The sequence below is a fragment of the Bacterioplanes sanyensis genome (genome assembly GCF_014652515.1).
GTDB classification, from domain to species: domain Bacteria; phylum Pseudomonadota; class Gammaproteobacteria; order Pseudomonadales; family Oceanobacteraceae; genus Bacterioplanes; species Bacterioplanes sanyensis.
Map to the genome: position 1 here is coordinate 129591 of NZ_BMYY01000006.1, position 20913 is coordinate 150503.

Annotated in this window: 20 protein-coding genes; 12 read left to right on the top strand and 8 right to left on the bottom strand. The window is 52.2% G+C overall.

Annotated elements, in window-relative coordinates:
- Window positions 1-132 precede the first annotated feature (132 nt).
- Together IE090_RS10740 and IE090_RS10745 are read left to right on the top strand one after the other, a co-directional pair.
- The gene (locus IE090_RS10740) at window positions 133-1923 is read left to right on the top strand and encodes an acyl-CoA dehydrogenase C-terminal domain-containing protein (protein WP_189388384.1); all 1791 of its coding nucleotides are present in this window, start codon (window positions 133-135) and stop codon (window positions 1921-1923) included.
- A 66-nt stretch (window positions 1924-1989) separates the two neighbouring features.
- The gene (locus tag IE090_RS10745) at window positions 1990-2637 is read left to right on the top strand and encodes a TetR/AcrR family transcriptional regulator (protein ID WP_189388385.1); all 648 of its coding nucleotides are present in this window, start codon (window positions 1990-1992) and stop codon (window positions 2635-2637) included.
- Between the two features lie 30 nt (window positions 2638-2667).
- On the opposite strand, the gene hpf is transcribed toward IE090_RS10745, so the two are convergent.
- A complete protein-coding gene (hpf, locus tag IE090_RS10750; RefSeq protein ID WP_189388386.1) occupies window positions 2668-3030 on the bottom strand; it encodes a ribosome hibernation-promoting factor, HPF/YfiA family in 363 nt (120 codons plus the stop codon).
- A gap of 162 nt (window positions 3031-3192) precedes the next feature.
- Between hpf and IE090_RS10755 the strand changes: the two genes are divergently transcribed.
- From IE090_RS10755 to trpC, 6 genes are all read left to right on the top strand, one after another.
- Complete coding sequence (locus tag IE090_RS10755) at window positions 3193-3720, top strand: opioid growth factor receptor-related protein (protein ID WP_189388387.1); 528 nt, start codon at window positions 3193-3195, stop codon at window positions 3718-3720.
- A 73-nt stretch (window positions 3721-3793) separates the two neighbouring features.
- Window positions 3794-4465 (top strand): HAD family hydrolase, encoded by a 672-nt coding sequence (locus IE090_RS10760; protein ID WP_189388388.1) that lies wholly within the window; start codon window positions 3794-3796, stop codon window positions 4463-4465.
- Window positions 4466-4673: 208 nt separating this feature from the next.
- Window positions 4674-6158, top strand: coding sequence for an anthranilate synthase component I (trpE, locus tag IE090_RS10765; RefSeq protein WP_189388389.1), 1485 nt, complete (start codon window positions 4674-4676; stop codon window positions 6156-6158).
- Between the two features lie 20 nt (window positions 6159-6178).
- Window positions 6179-6763: an aminodeoxychorismate synthase component II gene (locus tag IE090_RS10770; protein WP_189388390.1), complete on the top strand. Its 585-nt coding sequence runs from the start codon at window positions 6179-6181 to the stop codon at window positions 6761-6763.
- Between the two features lie 7 nt (window positions 6764-6770).
- The gene (gene trpD, locus IE090_RS10775) at window positions 6771-7826 is read left to right on the top strand and encodes an anthranilate phosphoribosyltransferase (protein WP_189388459.1); all 1056 of its coding nucleotides are present in this window, start codon (window positions 6771-6773) and stop codon (window positions 7824-7826) included.
- Window positions 7823-8623 carry an indole-3-glycerol phosphate synthase TrpC gene (trpC, locus tag IE090_RS10780; RefSeq protein WP_189388391.1) on the top strand — a complete coding sequence of 267 codons (801 nt, stop codon included), beginning with the start codon at window positions 7823-7825 and terminating at the stop codon, window positions 8621-8623. The genes trpD and trpC overlap by 4 nt, the downstream gene beginning before the upstream one ends.
- A gap of 48 nt (window positions 8624-8671) precedes the next feature.
- Here trpC and IE090_RS10785 read toward each other — a convergent pair whose 3' ends face one another.
- The 3 genes from IE090_RS10785 to crp form a co-directional block, all read right to left on the bottom strand.
- Window positions 8672-9523 (bottom strand): hypothetical protein, encoded by an 852-nt coding sequence (locus IE090_RS10785; protein ID WP_189388392.1) that lies wholly within the window; start codon window positions 9521-9523, stop codon window positions 8672-8674.
- 160 nt (window positions 9524-9683) lie between these two features.
- Complete coding sequence (locus IE090_RS10790) at window positions 9684-11234, bottom strand: DUF3369 domain-containing protein (RefSeq protein ID WP_189388393.1); 1551 nt, start codon at window positions 11232-11234, stop codon at window positions 9684-9686.
- A 40-nt stretch (window positions 11235-11274) separates the two neighbouring features.
- Window positions 11275-11940 (bottom strand): cAMP-activated global transcriptional regulator CRP, encoded by a 666-nt coding sequence (crp, locus tag IE090_RS10795; RefSeq protein WP_189388394.1) that lies wholly within the window; start codon window positions 11938-11940, stop codon window positions 11275-11277.
- A 188-nt stretch (window positions 11941-12128) separates the two neighbouring features.
- On the opposite strand from crp, the gene IE090_RS10800 reads away from it, so the two are divergent.
- Both IE090_RS10800 and speD read left to right on the top strand, forming a co-directional pair.
- Entirely contained in the window at window positions 12129-12551 is a 423-nt protein-coding gene (locus IE090_RS10800) for an OsmC family protein (protein WP_189388395.1), read from the top strand.
- A 24-nt stretch (window positions 12552-12575) separates the two neighbouring features.
- Window positions 12576-13367, top strand: a complete 792-nt coding sequence (gene speD / locus IE090_RS10805) for an adenosylmethionine decarboxylase (protein ID WP_189388396.1) — start codon at window positions 12576-12578, stop codon at window positions 13365-13367.
- 221 nt (window positions 13368-13588) lie between these two features.
- On the opposite strand, the gene IE090_RS10810 is transcribed toward speD, so the two are convergent.
- Genes IE090_RS10810 through IE090_RS10820 form a run of 3 tightly spaced genes read right to left on the bottom strand, consistent with a single transcriptional unit; the run spans window position 13589 to window position 17214 of the window.
- Window positions 13589-15289: a TonB-dependent receptor domain-containing protein gene (locus IE090_RS10810; RefSeq protein WP_189388397.1), complete on the bottom strand. Its 1701-nt coding sequence runs from the start codon at window positions 15287-15289 to the stop codon at window positions 13589-13591.
- Between the two features lie 6 nt (window positions 15290-15295).
- Window positions 15296-16300 carry a class I SAM-dependent methyltransferase gene (locus IE090_RS10815; RefSeq protein WP_189388398.1) on the bottom strand — a complete coding sequence of 335 codons (1005 nt, stop codon included), beginning with the start codon at window positions 16298-16300 and terminating at the stop codon, window positions 15296-15298.
- Entirely contained in the window at window positions 16297-17214 is a 918-nt protein-coding gene (locus IE090_RS10820) for a MerR family transcriptional regulator (RefSeq protein WP_189388399.1), read from the bottom strand. The genes IE090_RS10815 and IE090_RS10820 overlap by 4 nt, the downstream gene beginning before the upstream one ends.
- Before the next feature lie 166 nt (window positions 17215-17380).
- Here IE090_RS10820 and IE090_RS10825 point away from each other — a divergent pair, with 166 nt between their 5' ends.
- On the top strand, window positions 17381-17845 hold the full coding sequence (locus IE090_RS10825; protein ID WP_189388400.1) for a PAS domain-containing protein: 465 nt from the start codon (window positions 17381-17383) through the stop codon (window positions 17843-17845).
- Between the two features lie 64 nt (window positions 17846-17909).
- On the opposite strand, the gene ppa is transcribed toward IE090_RS10825, so the two are convergent.
- Complete coding sequence (gene ppa / locus IE090_RS10830) at window positions 17910-18437, bottom strand: inorganic diphosphatase (RefSeq protein WP_189388401.1); 528 nt, start codon at window positions 18435-18437, stop codon at window positions 17910-17912.
- 162 nt (window positions 18438-18599) lie between these two features.
- On the opposite strand from ppa, the gene IE090_RS10835 reads away from it, so the two are divergent.
- On the top strand, window positions 18600-20861 hold the full coding sequence (locus IE090_RS10835; RefSeq protein ID WP_189388402.1) for a TonB-dependent receptor plug domain-containing protein: 2262 nt from the start codon (window positions 18600-18602) through the stop codon (window positions 20859-20861).
- The last annotated feature ends 52 nt before the right edge of the window (window positions 20862-20913 follow it).

Below are 20913 nucleotides of genomic sequence, written 5' to 3' on the forward strand. Positions count from 1 at the left end.
CCGCGCTTGTGCGCGGTTTTTTCGTATCCTGAACTGGGAATGTCACACAGAGTCGCTACAATTAGCGTCATTTAAGTTGTTCGCCTCGTACAGGGCGGGCGGCTCATTGGTTAAACAAACATGAGGTGAGTCATGGCTGATTACAAAGCACCGTTGCGCGATATGCGTTTTGTTCTGAACGAGGTATTCGAAGCCGATAAGCTTTGGTCTTCGCTGGCGGGTTTACAGGGCGCTGTCGATGTAGAAACGGCTGAGGCGATTCTCGATGAGTGCGGCAAGATCGCCAGCCAGGTTCTGGCGCCGATCAACCGTGACGGTGATGAAATCGGCTCAAAGTGGGTAGATGGTGAGGTTGTGGCTGCACCTGGCTTTAAAGAGGCCTACCAAACCTATGTCGAAGCTGGCCTAAATGGCTTAGGCGGTAACCCGGACTTTGGCGGTATGGGCATGCCCAAGACGCTGGTGGGTCAGGTAGAAGAAATGATTCAGGGCGCCAATATGTCATTCGGTTTGGCGCCTATGCTAACCGCCGGTGCATGCTTGTCGTTGAACGCACATGGCTCTGAGGAGCTAAAAGAAAAATATCTGCCAAATATGTATTCAGGCCAATGGGCCGGTGCGATGGACTTGACTGAGCCTCACGCTGGCACTGACTTAGGCATCATCCGCACCAAGGCTACACCGAATGCCGATGGCTCTTACGACGTGACGGGCACCAAGATCTTTATCACTTGGGGCGAGCACGACATGGCCGAGAACATCATTCATCTGGTGTTGGCGAAAACGCCGGATGCACCAGCAGGCCCGAAAGGCATCTCTATGTTCTTGGTGCCAAAAATGCTGGTGAACGATGACGGTTCTCTGGGTGAGCGTAACTCACTGAGCTGTGGCTCTATCGAGCACAAAATGGGCATCAAGGGCTCGGCGACGTGTGTTATGAACTACGATGGCGCCAAAGGCTGGCTGGTCGGTGAAGAGAACAAAGGTCTAGCCGCTATGTTCACCATGATGAACTATGAGCGTCTGGGTGTGGGTATTCAGGGTATTGGTGCGGCAGAGGCTTCGTACCAGAATGCCGTTGAGTATGCGCGTGATCGTCTGCAAAGCCGTGCGCCGACCGGTGCTGTTAACAAAGACAAAGCCGCTGACCCGATCATTGTGCACCCAGATGTGCGTCGCATGCTGCTGACTCAAAAAGCGTTGACCGAAGGTGGCCGAGCGTTCTCTACCTACGTGGCAAAATGGCTGGATATCGCCAAGTTCACCGACAATGACGATGACCGCAAACATGCCGATGCCATGCTGGCATTGCTGACGCCGGTGGCGAAAGCGTTCCTGACGGATACCGCACTGGAAGGTGCCATTGCGGGCCAGCAGGTATTTGGCGGTCACGGCTTCATTCGTGAATGGGGTCAAGAGCAATACGTGCGCGACATTCGTATCACTCAGATCTATGAAGGCACCAACGGTATTCAGGCATTGGATCTGATGGGCCGCAAAGTCGTGGCTAATAATGGTGCTTTCTATCGTTTGTTTGAGCAGGACGTCAACGACTTTATTGCCACTCATGAAGGTAACGAAGCCGCTGGTGAGTTTATCGAGCCACTGAAGGCAGCGATGGAGAACCTCGGTGATCTGACACAATGGGTCATCGACCAGTCGCAGCAAAATGCCAATGAAGTGGGTGCCGCTTCGGTTGAGTACCTGCATGTGTTTGGTTACACCGCGCTGGCTTATATGTGGGCGAAAATGGCGCTGGTCGCCTTGGGCAACGACAGTGAAGCTTTCTATAAGGGCAAAGTGGCAACGGCACGTTTCTACTTTAAGCGTTTGCTGCCACGTTACATCGGTTTGACTGCGGCCATTCGGGGCGGCTCTGAACCTCTGTATGAACTGGACGAAGAGCTGTTTGCCACAGCGTAACGTTGCTCGTGCCAGCATGAGAGCCGCCTTCGGGCGGCTTTTTTATGTCTAATAGACACATGTCTGATGGCGGTCACCACTGCCTTGGGGTTAAATACTGGCTTCCTTGCTATGGGTAGTGATGGCATGTCGCAAGAACAGGATAAACGCGTGGAGCGCAGCCGCCGGCTGTTGATGGAGTCTCTGTTGGCGTTAATGGCGGAAAAGCCATACGCTCGTATCTCCGTCGCGAACATTTGTCAGCACTCTGGCGTTGCTAGGCCTACGTTTTATTTGCATTTCGGCAGTAAAGACGACTTGCTGCGCGGCTATATCGGGCAAATGTTTATGGCCTTTTACCAACAGATTGACCCGTATCTAACACGCTCTCTGGATGCTGACCCCATGATTGCGACGCTGATGTTTCGGCAGTGGTCGGATAACGCTGAGTTCGCTCGCTTGCTGGTGCAAGCCGATGTTGAGGCTTTGATGCTAAGCGAGTTTAAACGCTATGTGCGACGCGTGATCGAACGATTTGCGGATGCCCATCAGTTGGCGGTGGCTGACAGTGGACGCCTGGATTATGTGATTGATTTTCTAACCGGTGCGTCGTTTATGGTGATCGTGCGTTGGATTCGTGAAGACTTTCCGATCACTGCCGAAGAGATGGGGGCTTTATATGCTGATCTGGTACGCCCCGGCTTGTTACAGGTATTGCTAGCGGGGCGTTTGTAGCAGACGGCAGGAGCCGTCTGCTAAACGAGTTTATTCAGCGACCAGAGGGGCGGTCGCGTTGCGGCGCTTGTTGTCGACACGACGCTCATGGATCTTACGGACTTTGCGTTGCGCTTTATCAAAGGCATGGCGAATGGCGAGATACATATCTTCATGCTCAGCCTGATCATGTTGATCATGAGTAATGGCTACAGTTTCGCCGGGCAACCCAACTTCCAAAGACACATGAGCTAGCTTGCCTTTGTTGCTGTGATTGTGGGGCAGGGCCACCACTGCTCGAATACCAGTGATGTCGTCAAAAGTACTGGTGAGCTTATCGGCTTTGTCACGGATGTGCTGCTCAATGGCATCGGAGTGGTCAATATCGCGGAAGCTGATTTCCAAACCTTTCATAAAAACTCCTTGATCGGTAACGGGTGGTGATCACCACCTCTGTTATTGAGAATGGATCAGGTTGGCCAGCAAAGCTATGCCATAGATCAAGTCTTTTCACGTCTATACTGACACTGACATTTGGTTCAACGTAACGGCTGTGGCCGTCAGGAATTGTTTGATATGCACCCTCTGCTCGCATTTTATCGAGGCATCGGCACCGATCACCGGGGGCGAACGCTCAGTGGCATCCTAGCTTTCAGTAATGCGGAGCTGGAGACCTGCCATGACTACATTCAGTGGTTGTTTCCATTGCGGGAATCGAGTCCTTTTAATCCTGAAGCCCCCGTATTAAATGACGAGTTGATTGTTATTTTTCGCCAAGATGAGCAACTGCAAACGGAGCTGCACCGAGTGTTGCTGCGTATGACACAATTCTTTGGCGTGACGCTACGCGAGACGCCGCAGGGGTTTGAGCTGTTGCTACCAGCCGACGTTGGTGAATATCACTGGATGACTCCGGATAATCATAACCATCGGCGCATATCACGCATGATGGCTTCTCTTAAAATACTGGGGTTAGAAACCCACGTCGCCGCCCTGTGGCAGGGGTTGCAGCAACTGGCAGTTCGTCACCCAGAGGCATTTTCAGCTGCCACCATCACTCATTGGGGGCTGGCAGCGATGGGTGACGATCGCGGTACCGGCTGATGGAAACTCAGCATTGCCATGACGCCAAGTCTATGTGTGGTACAGTGCAGAACCGCACATAAATGGACTGGGCATGCAGGTTTACGACTATCCAGTGGTGTTTTTCGACCTTGACGATTCGTTGATTAATAAAGATGCCAATAGTCTGTGGATCAAATGGCGTTTTAAGCACGAACGCTGGGCTCTGGTCGAGGCTAGCCTGGCGTTAGCATCGCTGTATCGTGCCTATAAAAAAGGCCGAGTGACGCATTGGCGCCTGTCGAACTATTACCGCACTCGCACTCGTGGTATGACCATGGCGCAGTATCGTCATCAGGTGGATCGCTTTTTCCAGGAGCGCGGCCGTCTGCATATCTACCCGCAAGCGGCGTCGTTATTGTTTGCTTATCAGCGCCAGGGTACGCGTTTAGTCATGATTACGGGTTCGGATGATGTGGTGGCGCAGGCATACAGTGAGGCTTTGGGCATTGATTCCGTCATCAGTAACCGCCTCAAGGTAGAAGGTGAGCGCATTGTCGGATTGCAGCAGCCCATGTGCTACGGCCAAGGCAAGGTTGAGTTGGCACAAGATTTTTTGGCACAGCAAGGTCTGACGTTTAACGACTGTGCGTTTTATACCGACAGCCACTCAGACCTGCCTCTTTTGCAAGCGGTTGCTCAACCCGTCGTCTTGAACCCCAACCCATCGTTGCGTACCACTGCGCAACGCCTGCGCTGGCCTTGCTTGGATTGGCGCCACGATTAAGTCGCTTGACGCTCTGGCTGTTCCCTCTCTAGGGCTTCTGCTATAGTGCTGAGCCTTATTGATTCTTGCTCCGGAGTTTGCGGTGTTTTTTCAATACAACCGCCCCTTGCAACAGGGACAGCATTTGACCCGTCGATGGTGAACCTAGCCAAACATTTGTCTTGGCCTGTTGGCCGTTCTGTTGGTTTGTTCACTGCAAAGGTTTTCTATGACTCCGCAACAATTTGCTGCTCTGGTAGAGCAGGGCTATAACCGTATTCCCATCGCACGGGAAGTGCTGGCCGATCTTGATACACCGCTTACGACGTTTCTAAAGCTCGCCTCTCAGCCATATACCTACTTGTTTGAATCTGTTCAGGGCGGGGAAAAGTGGGGGCGTTTTTCCATTATTGGTTTGCCCGCGCGAGAAGTTCTTAAGGTCTTTGGCCACGACGTTAAGCTGGAGCGCGATGGTGAAATAGTTGAGCAACATCAGGTGGTTGATCCACTGGCGTTTGTCGATGAATTTCAGCAGCGCTTTAAAGTGCCAGATTTGCCAGACTTACCTAAGTTTAATGGCGGCCTGGTTGGCTACTTTGGCTACGATACCGTGCGCTATATCGAACCGCGTCTGCAAAGCAGTTGCCCGCCGGATCACTTAAAAACACCAGACATACTGTTAATGGTATCGGAAGAAGTGGTCGTGTTCGATAACCTCAGTGGTAAGTTGTACCTGATTGTATTGGCTGACCCTGAGCAAGATCAGGCGTATGAACATGCTCAGCTGCGTTTGCAGCAACTGCGTGAACAGTTGCGTCAACCTTATCAAGGCATGATCGGCCAGGCGAAAGAAGACTCGCGCCCAGTTCAAGAAAGTGACTTTGCTTCTCTATTTGGAGAGCAAGACTTTCAACAAGCCGTGGCCGATATTAAAGAATATGTTCTATCGGGAGATATCATGCAGTGCGTTTTATCACAGCGCATGCAGATTCCTTTTGATGGCGATCCGGTCGATATTTATCGTGCCCTTCGAACCCTCAACCCGTCTCCGTACATGTATTGCCTTAATCTGGGTGATTTTCATGTGGTGGGGTCATCGCCAGAAATTCTCGCGCGCCTAGAAGATGGTGAGGTCACCGTCAGGCCGATTGCCGGTACTCGTTACCGCGGCAAAACAGATGCAGAAGACCAGGCGCTAGAGCAAGAGCTGTTGTCTGACCCTAAAGAAATTGCCGAGCATTTAATGTTAATCGACCTTGGGCGTAACGATGTGGGTCGCGTTGCGCAAACGGGTCAGGTAGCCGTGACCGATCAAATGGTGGTCGAGCGCTACAGCCATGTGATGCATATCGTTTCTAATGTTAAAGGCCAGGTAAAAGACGGCGTTAGAGCCATGGACGTGCTTCGGGCCGTTCATCCAGCCGGCACATTAAGCGGTGCGCCAAAAATTAGGGCGATGGAGATCATTGACCAATATGAATCGACCAAACGTGGCGTTTACGGCGGCGCCGTCGGTTATTTAAGTTGGAATGGCAATATGGATACCGCCATAGCCATTCGCACTGCTGTGATTAAAGACGGTTTTCTCAATATTCAAGCCGGTGCGGGCGTCGTGGCAGATTCAATCCCTAGGCTGGAATGGAAAGAAACCATGAATAAAGGTCGAGCCATGTTTCGTGCTGTTGCTATGGCTTCAGCCGGCCTTGATCAGTAAATGAAGTTGAGGATACCAATATGCTGTTAATGATTGATAACTACGACTCATTTACCTACAACGTGGTGCAGTATTTTGCGGAATTAGGCGCAGATGTTCGAGTCTATCGCAACGATGAAATCAGTCTGGCAGAAATAGAGCAACTCAAGCCTGATCATCTGGTTATTTCACCTGGCCCGTGTACGCCTAACGAGGCAGGTATTTCTATGGCGGCCATTCAGCACTTTGCAGGCAAGATACCAATATTGGGTATTTGCTTGGGCCATCAAAGTATTGGCCAGGTGTTTGGTGGCCATGTTGTTCGCGCGGGTCAGGTTATGCATGGCAAAACATCGGCTGTGCACCACACCAATCAAGGGGTTTTTCACGGTTTAAAAAATCCTTATCGAGCTACTCGCTATCATTCATTGGTGATTGATAAAGAGCGCTTACCGGATTGCTTGGAAGTAACCGCCTGGACACAAAACGATGACGGTAGTCGGGAAGAGATTATGGGTATTCGCCATAAAACCCTGCCGATAGAAGGGGTGCAGTTTCATCCTGAATCAATTTTGACTGAGCACGGTCACGATTTATTAAACAATTTTTTGCAGAATTATGAGTGAGGTCATGATGAATATTCAACAAGCACTGGCTCGCGTTGTCGAACGACAGGATCTCACAACCGACGAAATGATAGCGGTGATGCGCCAAATCATGACGGGCCAATGCGATGCGGCACAAGTCGGTGGCTTTTTGGTGGCACTGCGCATGAAAAGTGAAAGCATCGATGAGATTGTGGGGGCGGTCACTGTCATGCGCGAGCTGGCGGAGGGAGTAGCCGTTAACGCCGAGCACGCCGTTGACATTGTCGGCACCGGTGGTGATGGCGCCAACTTATTCAATATATCCACCGCCTCTGCGTTAATCGTGGCTGCAGCGGGAGGTGTTGTCGCCAAACACGGTAATCGCGGTGTGTCGTCAAAATCAGGCAGTGCAGATTTGCTCGAAGCGGCCGGTGTTAACTTACAGCTGACACCATCACAAGTTGGACGATGCATAAATGAGTTGGGCGTTGGCTTTATGTTTGCGCCTACCCATCACAGTGCGATGAAACATGCGATTGCCCCTCGCAAATCGCTGGGTATGCGCACGATCTTTAATATTCTTGGGCCAATGACTAATCCAGCCGGTGTGAAGAAACAGCTGATTGGGGTCTTTACTCAAGCGCTGGTGCGACCCGTCGCTGAAGTGCTGCAGCGCTTGGGCGCTGAGCATGTGTTGGTTGTTCACTCACAAGATGGATTGGATGAAATCAGCCTAGCTGCACCGACCTGGGCCTGTGAACTTAAAAATGGAGAACTGCACGAGTTTATTATTACCCCCGAAGAGCTAGGTGTTGAGGCACAAGTGTTGTCTGGTTTGGAAGTGGACAGTGCTGAGCAAAGTCTTGCGCTGATACGCGATGCATTAGGCAAACGCGAAACCGCAGCAGGTAAAAAAGCCGCTGATGTGCTGGCCTTAAATGCAGGTGCCGCGATTTATGTCGCCGATTTGGCTGGCACCATGAAAGAAGGTGTCGAAATGGCCGAGGATGCAATTTACTCCGGCTTGGCGCTAGAAAAACTGCGTGAGCTCAGTAGTTTTTCACGCTATATCGATGCAGATTTAGAAGGAGGCGTGCAGTGAATACTCCCACTGTCCTAAAACGTATTCTCGATACCAAAGTGGTAGAAGTGCAGCAGCGCAGCGCCAAATTGCCCATTCATGAGCTAAGAGCACAGGCACGTGATTGCGATGCGGATGAACTGCGTGGCTTTTATCAGGCTATGCGGGCCAAAGTGGATGCCGGTCTGCCCGCAGTCATTGCAGAAATAAAAAAAGCGTCACCATCCAAAGGTGTCCTGCGAGAAGACTTTGTGCCGCAGGCCATTGCCGAGTCTTACGAGCAGGGTGGTGCTGCCTGTTTGTCGATATTAACCGATCGTGATTATTTTCAAGGGCATGAAGACTATTTAATGGCTGCTCGCAGTGCCTGCTCGCTGCCCGTGATTCGCAAAGACTTTCTGATCGACCCTTATCAGGTTTATGAAGCACGCACACTGAATGCAGACTGCATTTTGCTGATTGTCTCGGCCTTATCGGATATGCAGTTACAGGATTTAGCCGGCCTAGCTCATGAGTTGGGTATGGACGTTTTGGTAGAAGTCCATGATGGCGAAGAGCTGACATCGGCATTGAAGCTTGAAACGCCACTCATTGGTATTAATAACCGCAACTTGCACACCTTTGATGTGAGCTTGCAAACGACTTTTGATTTGCTACCCCGCATTCCAAAGGATCGCTTATTGGTAACAGAAAGCGGCATTCTCGCACGGCAGGATGTACAAAGCATGAGAGAACATGATGTCCATGCGTTCTTGGTGGGTGAAGCCTTTATGCGGGCACCAGAGCCTGGCGAAGCCTTGGCAGAGTTGTTTGATTGATATTTTACAGATAAAAAAACAGCGGCTAAACGCCGCTGTTTTTTTATCTTAGTTAAACTGTACTGGGACAGTAATACCAGTTCTACAACCCGCTTCTTCAGTACAGCCAAATACATGGATGTTAAGGCGAGCTGGCAGTTCAGCTGGTGGGTTATCCATCTTGATATCAAGGTTCTCACAAGAGATATCAGTTAGGCTACCGCCATAGTTGCAGTTGAGAGTCAGCTTAGAACCGAATGTGTGAAGGTTGTTTACGGTGAGCTGGGTTTTGATGTTGGAAGTGCCATTAATGGCACTTTCAGCGCTCACTTCAGCGGAACTGAAGGCGATGCGAAGTTTCGCCGCGCTACCTTCATTAACGAAGAACATGTCACGGGTGTCGATGGTGAAAGAAAAATCTCCATCCTCCAGGTTGCTGTGAACCTGCGCATAGCTGACACCGTCCTCAGTAATGGCTTCGGCATTACCTTCGACCGTCATGCTATCGAAGTTAACAAAGTCATCTGATAATTCATTAACCTTTGCGAACTCGGTTGAGTTAGTGACGCGGTAAGCTGAGCGGTCTACCGCTGCTTCTTGCGCTTCACATTGAATCAGCAGACCGTTGCCGCTCAATGTGCCTGAGTTAATACCGCCTAAGCTGATACGACCATTTGAACAGCTCACCTCATCGGTACCGACTGAGATAGAAATTTTGTCAAGCTGCTCCGGTGAGAGCTGACAGCTTGCACCTTCAGCCAAAGTAATGGTGTTATCGACGGCTTCACAGTAGCTGGTCTCTGGCTGCGGAGCAGGATCAACTGGATCGGTCGTGTCGTCGTTCGAGGATGACGAACTACCGCCGCCACCACAGGCTGTTAATGAGGCCACCAATGCCAAAGAAAAAATATGCTTATTCATTTGGGTGTTTATCCCTGAAGGTTGAAGGTGTCCGCGCTAGCGGAGGAGAGCGGCATTGTAATGAAGCTGTAAAAGAAAGAAAGGAGTTTTTGGATAAAAAATGATCTATGTGATGCGTGTCGTATTTTAACCAGTTGTCATACTAAGTCTGGTTTTATCTTTAGTCCGGATAGTTGTCGCGAATGTCGGTAATGTCATCTAGGTTATCCAGCAGGATTTGCACCAGTGTGGGGTCAAAGTGCTTACCGGCTTCTGCTTGTATGAGGGCAAGAATATCCTCTAGCTCCCAAGCATTCTTGTAACAACGATCGCTGCCCAGTGCATCGAACACGTCTGCCAAAGCAGTGATGCGCCCGGCGATGTGTATTTCTTCACCTTTCAAGCCATGCGGATAGCCGCTGCCATCCCAGCGTTCATGGTGTTGGCCCGCAATAATCGCTCCCAGACGCAGTATGCGACGATCTGACTTGCTGAGAATATCCGCGCCGATCTGGGCATGGGTTTTCATGACGGTCCATTCATCGGCATCGTGTTTGCCAGGCTTGTGCAGAATGCTGTCAGGAATGGCTATTTTGCCAACGTCGTGCAACGGAGACGCCAACTTTATTAGGTTGGCTTCATCTTTTGATAGGCCATAGCGCAGTGCGAGCAGCTCTGAGATTTTGGCTACACGTTTAACATGAGCCCCAGTTTCTTTGGAACGTTTTTCAACCGCTTCGCCGAGCATGTACACCAGCTCGCGCTGGGTCTCGAGGATGTCATCGCGCATCAACAAGTTTTCATAGGTGATGGCGACATTGGTGGCGTAGATTTCGAGCAGTTGTTTATCCAGAGGCGTGGGCTTGTCTTGGCAGCTAACGTACAGCAGGCTTTCACTACCGCGCTCGGAGGCGAAGTAGCCAATATAGTAGTCATCGAAATACAAGCTGCGCTTTTCTCGCATCGCTTGCTCAAAGCCCTGGCGAATCTGAGTGGGCATATTGTCAAAAGACTCGACATCGGTCAGTTCCTGCATTTCCCCTGTGGCTGCTAATACCCGAAAACGCTGATTGTCATTAATCAACGAGGCACTGGGCATCGAGTTGGAGCAATACAAGGCACTTTGCTCAAGCCCTAGCAGGTTGGTGACTTGTTCGAGCACAGCAGAGGCGAATTGATGAATTTCACCGGAGCTAAATACGCGCGCAGACGCTTCAATGACTTTTTCCAGCCCGCGGCGATGTTCATTGAGTATGCAAATATCCCGATAGCTACGCAGTGTGGCATACATGAGCGTGTTGAGTTTGGTGGTGGTCAGTTCGGTTTTGTCTTTGTAGTCATTAATGTCGTAAGTACGAATGACCTCATGCTCGGGGGCCTGCCCCGGCTGGCCTGTGCGCAGTACGATGCGAGTGTAGCGATTGTTTAGTTGCTCGCGAATATAGCGCGCGACTTCTAGGCCCGCGTTGTCGGTTTCCATGACAACGTCCAGCAAAGCCATGGCGATGTCATCATTTTGCGCCATGATGTCACAGGCTTCTTCGCCACTGTAGGCGCTAATGAGCTCTACTTTACGACCATCGAAATTGAAGCCAGACAACACCATGCGGGTGATGCGGTGTACATCTGGCTCGTCGTCAGCAACCAGCACTCGCCATGTCAGGCTGGCATCGCGGTTTAGAGAGGTATTGCCGGCGTTGTCGTCATCGGCAAACAGCAGATCATCGTTCATGCACCGCTCCGTCAGTCGGGTTACTGAGAGTTTAGCTGCTTCACCGTGGTTTGTTAGCTGACATGGTTGGACGGGTACCAAAAACGACCATGGTTTTGCCTTTAACGGATACTAGGCCTTGATCTTCTAGGTCTTTTAATACGCGGCCAACCATCTCGCGTGAGCAACCGACGATGCGGCCGATTTCTTGGCGAGTAATTTTGATCTGCATGCCATCTGGGTGGGTCATGGCGTCGGGCTCTCGGCTCAGATCCAGTAACGTGCGGGCAACGCGACCGGTGACATCCAAGAAAGCTAAGTCACCTACTTTGCGTGTGGTGCGGCTCAAGCGATTGGCCATTTGACGGAACAAGCGGAACATCAGCTGGCTATCTTCATCAACTAACTCGCGAAACTTGCTGTAGCTGATCTCGGCCACTTCGCATTCGGTTTTGGCTTTTACCCAAGCTGTACGGGCTTGTTGGGCTTCGTCAAACAGGCCCATTTCGCCAAAGAAATCACCCTCATTGAGATAGGCCATGATCATTTCGCGGCCATCTTCATCTTCGATGATGACGGTAACTGAGCCTTTGAGTAGGTAATACAGGGTGTCACTTTCTTCACCGGCATAAATCAGCGTGCTGCGGGCCGGATAGCGGCGTTTGTGACATTGCGCCAAGAAGTCCTGCAGGGGCTGATGTTTGTCGGGCAGCAATGGAAGACTCATAGACAGGTCCAAACATTAATGAAGCTTCTTCAGGTGCTCGCTGTGAACGCCTGGGCGGTTTTTATAGGGAATATAGCAGCCACTGACCAGATTGCCGACCTAGGCGCTGATTCAGGGCGGCACAATGCTACTCCACCCTTGGCTTGCTGTGGTACCCTCCGCGTCTTTCAAAGCTGGAGTGGTTCGCAATGAAAGCAACAGTCAAGTGGGTCGATAACGCCATGTTCCTAGGTGAGTCGGGCAGTGGCCATAGTGTCGTCATGGATGGGCCGGAAGATCACGGTGGTCGCAACATGGGTGTTCGCCCGATGGAAATGCTGTTGCTGGGCTTGGGGGGCTGCACCAGTTTTGATGTGATGAGCATTTTGACCAAGCAGCGTCAGCAAGTAACGGATTGCCATGCTCACATCGAGGCACAGCGCGCTGACTCTGTGCCCAGTGTGTTTACTGACATCCACATCCACTTTGTGGTGACGGGTAAAGCACTGAAAGCATCAGCGGTAGAGCGTGCTGTGGCGTTATCTGCAGAAAAATACTGCTCGGCTTCCATTATGTTGGAGCAGGGTGGTGTGAATGTGCGCCACAGCGTCGAAATTATTGATGAACACTAACCTCGCTCTGAGGAGGATCTGCCCGTGAATGACCAGCTGCGTTTGCATGGCTTTAACAACCTGACTAAGTCACTCAGCTTTAATATTTACGATATTTGCTATACCCAAACCGAGAAAGAACGTCAGGAATACATTGCTTATATTGATGAGCTGTATAACGCCGAGCGGCTGACCGCGATTTTGAACAATGTGGTAGATATTATTGGTGCCAACGTACTCAATATCGCCCGCCAGGACTATGAGCCGGAAGGTGCCAGTGTCACCATGCTGATTGCTGAGCATGAAATGCCACCGAGTGAAGAGTTTACGGCGGAAAAACCTGGGCCGTTAAAAGACTCCGTGGTAGGGCACTTGGATAAAAGCCATGTGACCGTGCACACGTATCCAGAAAGCCATCCTTACGGTGGTATCAGTACTTTTCGTGCTGACATTGATGTGTCGACCTGTGGCTTGATTTCTCCCTTGCGGGCGCTGAATTACCTGATTCATAGCTTTGAGTCAGATATCGTGGTGATGGACTATCGCGTACGGGGTTTTACCCGCGATGTGGACGGTGTTAAGCATTATATTGATCATGACATCAATTCTATTCAGAATTATCTGACTGAAGATACGCGCAATGCGTATCAAATGATTGATGTGAATGTGTATCAGGAAAACACCTTCCACACCAAAATGATTTTGAAAGACTTCGAGCTGGATAACTACTTGTTTGGCGAGGGCGTGAAAAGTTTATCGCTAGAACAGCGTACTGAAATCGAGCAGAAGCTGAAGAAAGAAATGCTGGAAATTTTCTATTCTCGCAATATGCCGTAAGGCACATCACATGGGCGCATCCGTGCGGCCAGCTCAATGATGGACTAATAGCCTCTGTGATCAGGGGCTTTTTTATGCCGTTCGATCTTGATGGGTTGGCGAATCATTTGGGTCGATGCCTGCATCAGCGCAAGCAGTGCAAGACACAATAAAACGGTGGCAGTCAGCATGGTGGTACTCCGATAGCGGCAACTTCCCCAGCTTAGCTGCTGGCCATCGAACTACCAACGAAAACGCAAACCGAAGTGCCAGTCATACTGTCCCACCTTATTAGCGGTCTGGCTCATTAAGCCGGGGCGGTGATAGCCAAGACGCGCATTGATATGCCACTGAGGTTTAGGCAGCCAGCTGGCGCTGAGTCCTAGCCGATAGCCTGCGGGAGCATCGGCTACTTGGGTGAGAACGCTGTGATCCCGGCTGCGGCTTTGCCATTGCCAATCGGCCGCCCATCTCAATTGTGCGGTAACGATATTGACCAAAGCCGCTCGTGCTTGGCTAAAGGTCGTCGTACGGGTGGTCGGATTATCCAAACTTAAGCGGCCACGCCAACGGTAGAAGCCAACGCTGGTGCTAAGGCGCCAAGATTGCTGGTGCAGGTAGTATTGATCTTGCCATTGCCATTCATAGCCTTGCAGTTGCTGCACTTCGTCACTGTTTTGTGGCTGCAGACGACCCGCTTCTGTGCGCTCTGCCACCAAGCTGTTATGCCACGTCTGACGTAGCCAACGCAGTTGCCATTGTTGGCGCGTGTCGCCTTGGTGATGCCAGCTCAACTGCATTCTGTTCAAGACTTCGGCACCTAAGCTGGCGTTGCCTAGCAACGTGTCATCACTGGCAAGACGCTGACGAGCACTGGGGTGCTGACTGTATTGACCGAGCTGCCAATGCAGCTGGTTGTGTTCATCGTAGGTGTGGCGCAAATGCAGGTAAGGCAGCCAGTGGGTATCGGATACCTGCTGCTCCTCATCTTGTGCAGACTGGCGTTGAAGATCGTGCTGGTACGTCTGTAAGCGATAACCCAGGTCTATTTGCCAATCTCGGCTGAGCTGCCAGTTATCGGCCAGCGTCATCCCCGCACTGTGGCTACGCAATCGGTAGTCGTATGTGGCATGTTGCAGCTGGCGCTCCTCATGCTGCCATTGCAATTGCCAGCGCCAGCGATGCTCGCCTGTTGTGCGCTGCAGGCCAGTTTGCCACAGCCACTGTTGGTTGTTGTGCTCGCCAACGCTGTCTCGATGATAATGGCTGTAGGTCAGCCGGCTGTTGAGCTGTAGGTCGGCGAAAGGGCGCTGTAAATGCAGCTGTAGACGATAACTCTGCTGAGGATAAGAGCTGCCGGTTGGCATCGGTTGCTCAGCATCCAGCAGCAGCCAGCGTGCGTTGAAGTCTGTTTGCTGCCAATTCCAGCGCTGGTGGCTGCTGAACAAGGTTTGTTGATCATCGAAGCGAGAGCCACTGTGCATCAGTTGCAGCTGCTGTCGGCGCGAGTTCCAGCGCAGCGCGACCGCGCCATCATCAGGCCCTGTGATGCGCTGACGCAGTTCTCCGCCCGGTGGTGTGCTGTTGGCGTCATGCAGTCGAACTCGAATGATGGCGCTGCCCAGCGATAGGGCATCCGGATGATCGGCGTTGAGTTCAATGCTGGCCACGGCTGCGGCGGGAATTTGCGCCGCCAGACTCTGCCCCGAGCCGTCCTCGTCGGTCATGGCGACGCCATCGATTAACAAGCGGGTCTGGCCTGATGGTGTGCCCGAGACTTGAATGCGTCGTTGCTCGCTGGCGCCGCTTAAACTAACGCCGGGCAGCAGCTGTAGCATGTCGAGCAGAGTTTCGGGTAAGTGAGGTGCAAAGTCGCGCGCGCTGTACACCTGTGCCATGGCGTAAGGGCTAGCACAGATAAGCAGTAAGGCGAGCCAACGCATCGATGATTATTGCTGGCTGGCCAGCAGCAGTTTAAAGCCGTCGCTCTGGACCATCACTTCTACTCTGGCGAAGTGCTGCTGCGCCCACTCTTCATAAGGTAAATGTCGGTTGGCAATCAACCACAGCTGGCCATCTTGAGTCAGGTGCTGAGGTGCATCGGCAAACAGCCTTTGGGCGAACTGATAATCTGTGTCTTTGCCTTGATGAAAAGGGGGGTTGCAGACGATGTAATCGTAGCGGCCTTGAATGGCGTTTAGCCCATCACTGGCCTGCAAGCGCACCGGCAGCTGTTGGCGCAGGCTGTTCAGCTCGGCACTGCGCAATGCCAGTGCGTCGACATCGCTAAGGGTCAGCTCTAATCCTGGGCTGCGTCGCTTGAAAGTGAGGCCGATCACACCGGCGCCGCAGCCCAGATCGAGCACACGGCCATGCTCCGGCGCGGGCAAATGTTCCAGTAATACGGCCGTGCCGCGGTCAAGGCGATCAAAGCTGAACACGCCCGGCAGAGCCATAAAACTTTGTTGCTCAGCGCTAAAGGAGCTGGCATGGCGCAGCCAGTTAAAGTCAGCGTTTGGCTGTAAGGTTAACTGCCAGAGGCTGCAACGTCTGGCGCTGTCTATTTTTTCGGCACTGTGGCCCGCTTTACTGGCACAACTGCCAATGCTTTTACCGCCCGCGTCGTTGGCTGCCACGGCAAACACTTGTTGTGCAGGCACCGCCATGGCGGCTAAACAGTGCAGTAAGGCCGTGGCCAGAGCCTTCGATTTCGGCCACATCAATATCAGGGTATGGGCCTGTAATTGGCTAGGGTCGGGTATGGCGTGACGGGCATCGACGTGCTGCTGCTGAAAGCGCTGCTGGGTGGGCAAATCCCAACTCAGCAAGGGAACATTATGCTCGCGTAAGATCGCCGCAAACTCAGGCTCGACGCTTTGGTGGCCACAGACGATCAATGCATCCTGACGTTGCCAGCTGTCATGGCGTAACAGTAATTGTTGCTCTGCACTCATGCGTTAGGGCCTGCTAGCATGTCGCGAATATTTAACGCCGATTGTTGTACATCGTCTTGCAGGGCGATGACGCCCATCTGGCGCAAGCGATCATGACTGTCGGCGGCTGCGCCGCTCACAAACACGGGCCGGCCTGATTCGACCGCAATATCGCGAGCAACGGCCAGTTGGGCATCATCGGCACTGGCAGGTAACTGCAATAAGGCCGCTTGCCAGTCCATGGTGGTTAAACACTCGACCACTTGTTCTGCACTTAGCAAGCCGTTCATCCACACACAGCGCAGCCCCATTTGTTTGAGCAAAATGGCCGTTAATAGCAGTTCAATGCTGTCATCGTTACTGGTGCTGGCGACCAGCAGACTGGCGCTGGGTGCGCGCTGTTGCTGCTCAGATAAGCGCCAGGCTAAGCGAGCGTGTAAAAAACCGCTATAAAACCGCAGCCTTGCTTGCCCCAGCGGCTGAGTGACGGTATCGCGCAGTTGGTTGTAAATAGGTATGAGCAAAAAACGCAGGGCGATATCAATCGGAAAAAACTGACTGACCTCATCAAAGGTCTTGCCGAGCGCCTGGTCGTCAAATGCTTGCACGGCGCTGGCCAATTGCTCGCGGTATTGGTGCCATTGCGATGGCTGTGCCTGGCTAGTGATCGCAACATCGGGGGCGTTTTGATCATGATCCAACATGGCTCTGGCTTGTGAAATGGGAATGCCGCGGTTAAGCAGAGAAACCACTTGTTTGATCAGTCGAATGTCTTCTTCGGTGTACAGGCGATGGCCCTTCGCCGTGCGCTTGGGTGTGATTAAACCGTAGCGACGTTCCCAGGCACGCAAGGTGATGGCATTTACTCCGGTTTCGTTGGAGACAACGCGAATCGGATAATAGGCGGCCTGTGGTTCATCCTGATGACGGGTCATGGCGGGCTCTTGCTGCACAACTGAGTGGTACAGCATTCTATAAGCACTTATACACAATGTAAAAAGGGTGCCTGCAAAGCGCCTGTGTTTTGGCTGAGGACTGAACCTTCCTTTTCTGTTGCGGCCTATAGTATGGTTACGCGGACATCGACACTGGAGACAACACATGGTCACCGACCTGAACAATGGCGGCCCTATCAGTTTGGAACTGCTAAAAAAAGCAGTGGATGCCTCCAACGACGGAATTGTGATCGCCGAGCAGGAGGGTGATGACAACATTCTGATCTATGTGAATCGCGCTTTTGAACGCCTGACGGGTTACAGCGCCGACGAAATCCTCTACCAAGATTGCCGTTTTATGCAGGCGGGCGATCGTGCACAGGACGGTTTGGAGGCCATTCGAGAAGCAATAGAACTAGGGCGCTCCAGTCGTGTGGTGCTGCGCAATTATCGCAAAGATGGCAGCCTGTTTTGGAATGAGCTGAGCATCTCACCTGTGTACAACGACGATGATCAGCTGACCTATTACATCGGTGTGCAAAAAGACGTCACCGCGCAAATCGAAGCCGAGGAGCGAGCCAAACAGGCTGAGCAAGAGCTGGCGGAGCTGAAAGCCCGCCTCGCACAGTGAGTGATAGCATTACTCGCCGGCATTAAAAAAGGAGCCAATGGCTCCTTTTTTATTTGATCCGCACTTAGCCTTTGTAGGCCGCTGCAGAGTCGGTAATCATCTTGCGCGCAGCCTCGGCGTTGTCCCAGCCTTTGACTTTGACCCATTTGCCTTTTTCTAAGTCTTTGTAGTTTTCGAAGAAATGGCCGATCTGGTCACGCAGCAGTTGTGGCAAATCATCCACGTCCTGAACGTCATTGTACAACTGGGTCAGTTTCTCATGTGGCACGGCCACCAGCTTGGCGTCTTCACCGGCTTCATCTTCCATGTTCAATACGCCCACGGCGCGCGCACGAATCACAGAGCCTGGTTGCACTGGGTAAGGAGTGACCACCAGCACATCCAGAGGGTCGCCGTCATCGGCCAAAGTGTTGGGGATGTAGCCGTAGTTGGCAGGGTAGAACATCGGCGTTGCCATAAAGCGGTCAACCAGCAGGCAATCCATGTCCTTATCGATTTCGTACTTGATCGGCGAGTGATTGGCGGGAATCTCAATCACAACATAAACGTCGTTAGGCAAGTCTTTGCCTGCGGGAATAGAGTTGTAGCTCATCTTGGTGATCCACCGAGTTGCAGAATTTAAGGTGGGCGGATTATAGCCGCAAGCTTGGCCTACTGTCAGGCGCACCATGGGTTGTATCTGCTGACGCAGGTTTACCATTGATGGATTTGTTCCTAGACTTCGTGAACAAACAGCTATGAATGATCGTCCATCATGAGAACTTGGCCCTATTTGTTGCTCGCTACCGTGGCCGTAGAAGCCATAGCAACGTCACTGGAGGATGAACTGGCAACAGAGTCTTTGGGCCTTGAAGAGCCCTTTGCACTGGCCACCGAGTTGCCTGTTGTGCTGAGTGCATCGCGCTTGCGACAGGCTCGTGCCGATGCACCTGCCAGCGTCACCGTCATTGAGGCTGAGCAAATTGCGGCTTGGGGCGTTCGCACCATACCTGAGCTAATGCGTTTCGTGCCCGGCATGTTTATTGGCCATGGTGATGGCGATAACAACGCTTCTGTCACTTATCATGCCGGTAACCCCAACCTGACTCGTCGCATGCAGGTGCTGGTCGATGGTCGCTCAGCCATTCGCCCAGGAATAGCGGCCGTTGTTTGGGATGATCTGGCGGTAGCGCTGGAGGACATTCAACGCATTGAGGTTATTCGGGGGCCGAACTCAGCCACTTACGGCACCAACGCCTTTGTCGGTGTGATCAATATCATTACCCGCCACCCAGCCGACAGTATCGGTACTCGGTTGCGTTATCAAGCTGGTAATCAAGCCATTCGTGGTGGGTTTGCCAGTCATGCTGGTATGGGCGAACTGAGTAGTTACCGCATTACTGCAAACTTTAATAGCGATGACGGGTTTGATGGTCGTGCGACAGGTGAGGATGATTTTCGTGACGGTCGTCGTCATGGCTTTGTGACCGGCTATTACCATCGCCAATTAAGCCCAGTGTCGCAATTAAATCTGCAAGCGTCATTAAAGCGTGGCGCGACGGAAATGCACATTAATGATGGCGACCCTTGGCAAGATCCCCCCGATCAGCACGTGAATCAGCAATACGTATTGGGCCACCTGCAGTTCGATCATTCAGCTGAACACAGTTCGTCGCTGCGCGCCTATTGGCAGCGTAATGATCGGCGAGTAGACAGCCGCGCGTGTGTGCCTTCTATTGGCTTTGATCCGGGGTTGTTTACCCTGTATCAACAGAACCCAGCTTGGGTGGAAACGGTATTTGCAGCAGATCAACAACTGCTTGGGCTATTGCTCTCTGGAGCGGCCACCCCTGAGCAAGTAGAGCAGTTAACCGGTGTCACTGTGACTCAACCCCAAGTGGAGCAGGTGCTGGCGGTCTTGGGGCGCGCGATTGACACCAGCGATCCGTCGACTCTGGCCAACTTGCAGGAAGAGAGCTGTGGGTTGGTCAACTGGGACATTGTCGAGCAACGCTACGATGTGGAATGGCAGGATACCTACGTCTGGTCTGACACCCTGCGTACCGTGATGGGCGCCAATTTGAGGCGCGATCAAGCAGACTCAGACACCTACTATAACGGCTACGCCAAAAACGACACTTATCGCTTGTTTGCCAGTGGCGAATGGCGCTTTGCTAAGCGCTGGTTACTCAATCTTGGCGCCACCTATGAAAGTGAAGATAACAACGATAACGTTTTCTCTCCGCGGCTGGCGCTGAACTGGCAACTACAACCACAGCACAGTCTGCGTTTTGTTGCTTCTCAGGCGGTGCGCTCGCCCGATTTACTGGAACAGGAGCCTGAGTATTCGCTGACCGCACGGGACCTGACAGATAACTATCTGGGCCTGGATCAAGGCACCTACTTTATGAATCAAACACCTGATTCGCGCCAGCTGGATCATGAAAAAATTACCAGTTGGGAGTTGGGTTATTACGGCAACTTCTCTCAGTACGGTGTTGAAGTCGATCTTAAGCTGTATCGTACTTTCCAAACTCAGCTGATCTCGGACCCCATCAACTTGCAAACCATCAGCGTGCGCTCAGACACGGCAATGCAAGTACAGGGGGCGGACTTGCAAGTCAACTGGCAAATTTCACCACGCAATCAGCTGTGGCTGGCCAGTGCATATGTGGATGCGGATGTCACGCTGGGAGATACCAGTGGTCTGACAAGCAAAGACATTCGAGACTTACAGAGGGTAGAATTGCGCGCCAGCGCTCGTGACAGCGTGGTCGCTAGCTGGATTCACACGGCCGATGACTGGCGCTTTGCCGTGTCCCACTTCTGGGCTGATGCGTATGGCGATGCTGCAGGTTTGAGTCAGCGTTACCGGCGCTACGAAGTGAATGTTAACCGGCACTGGCAGCTAGGGCGCTATCGACCCTATTTGGGCGTTTTCTGGCACCACCTGATTGACGATTCAGCGCTGGTTTACTTGCGTCAGCGCTACGAGGTCAATGATATTTATTTCCTCCGCCTTGGGTTGGAGTTCTAACGAGATCGCACCCGCATGGATGCAATGCATAAATCGTGGTGGTCAGTGCTGA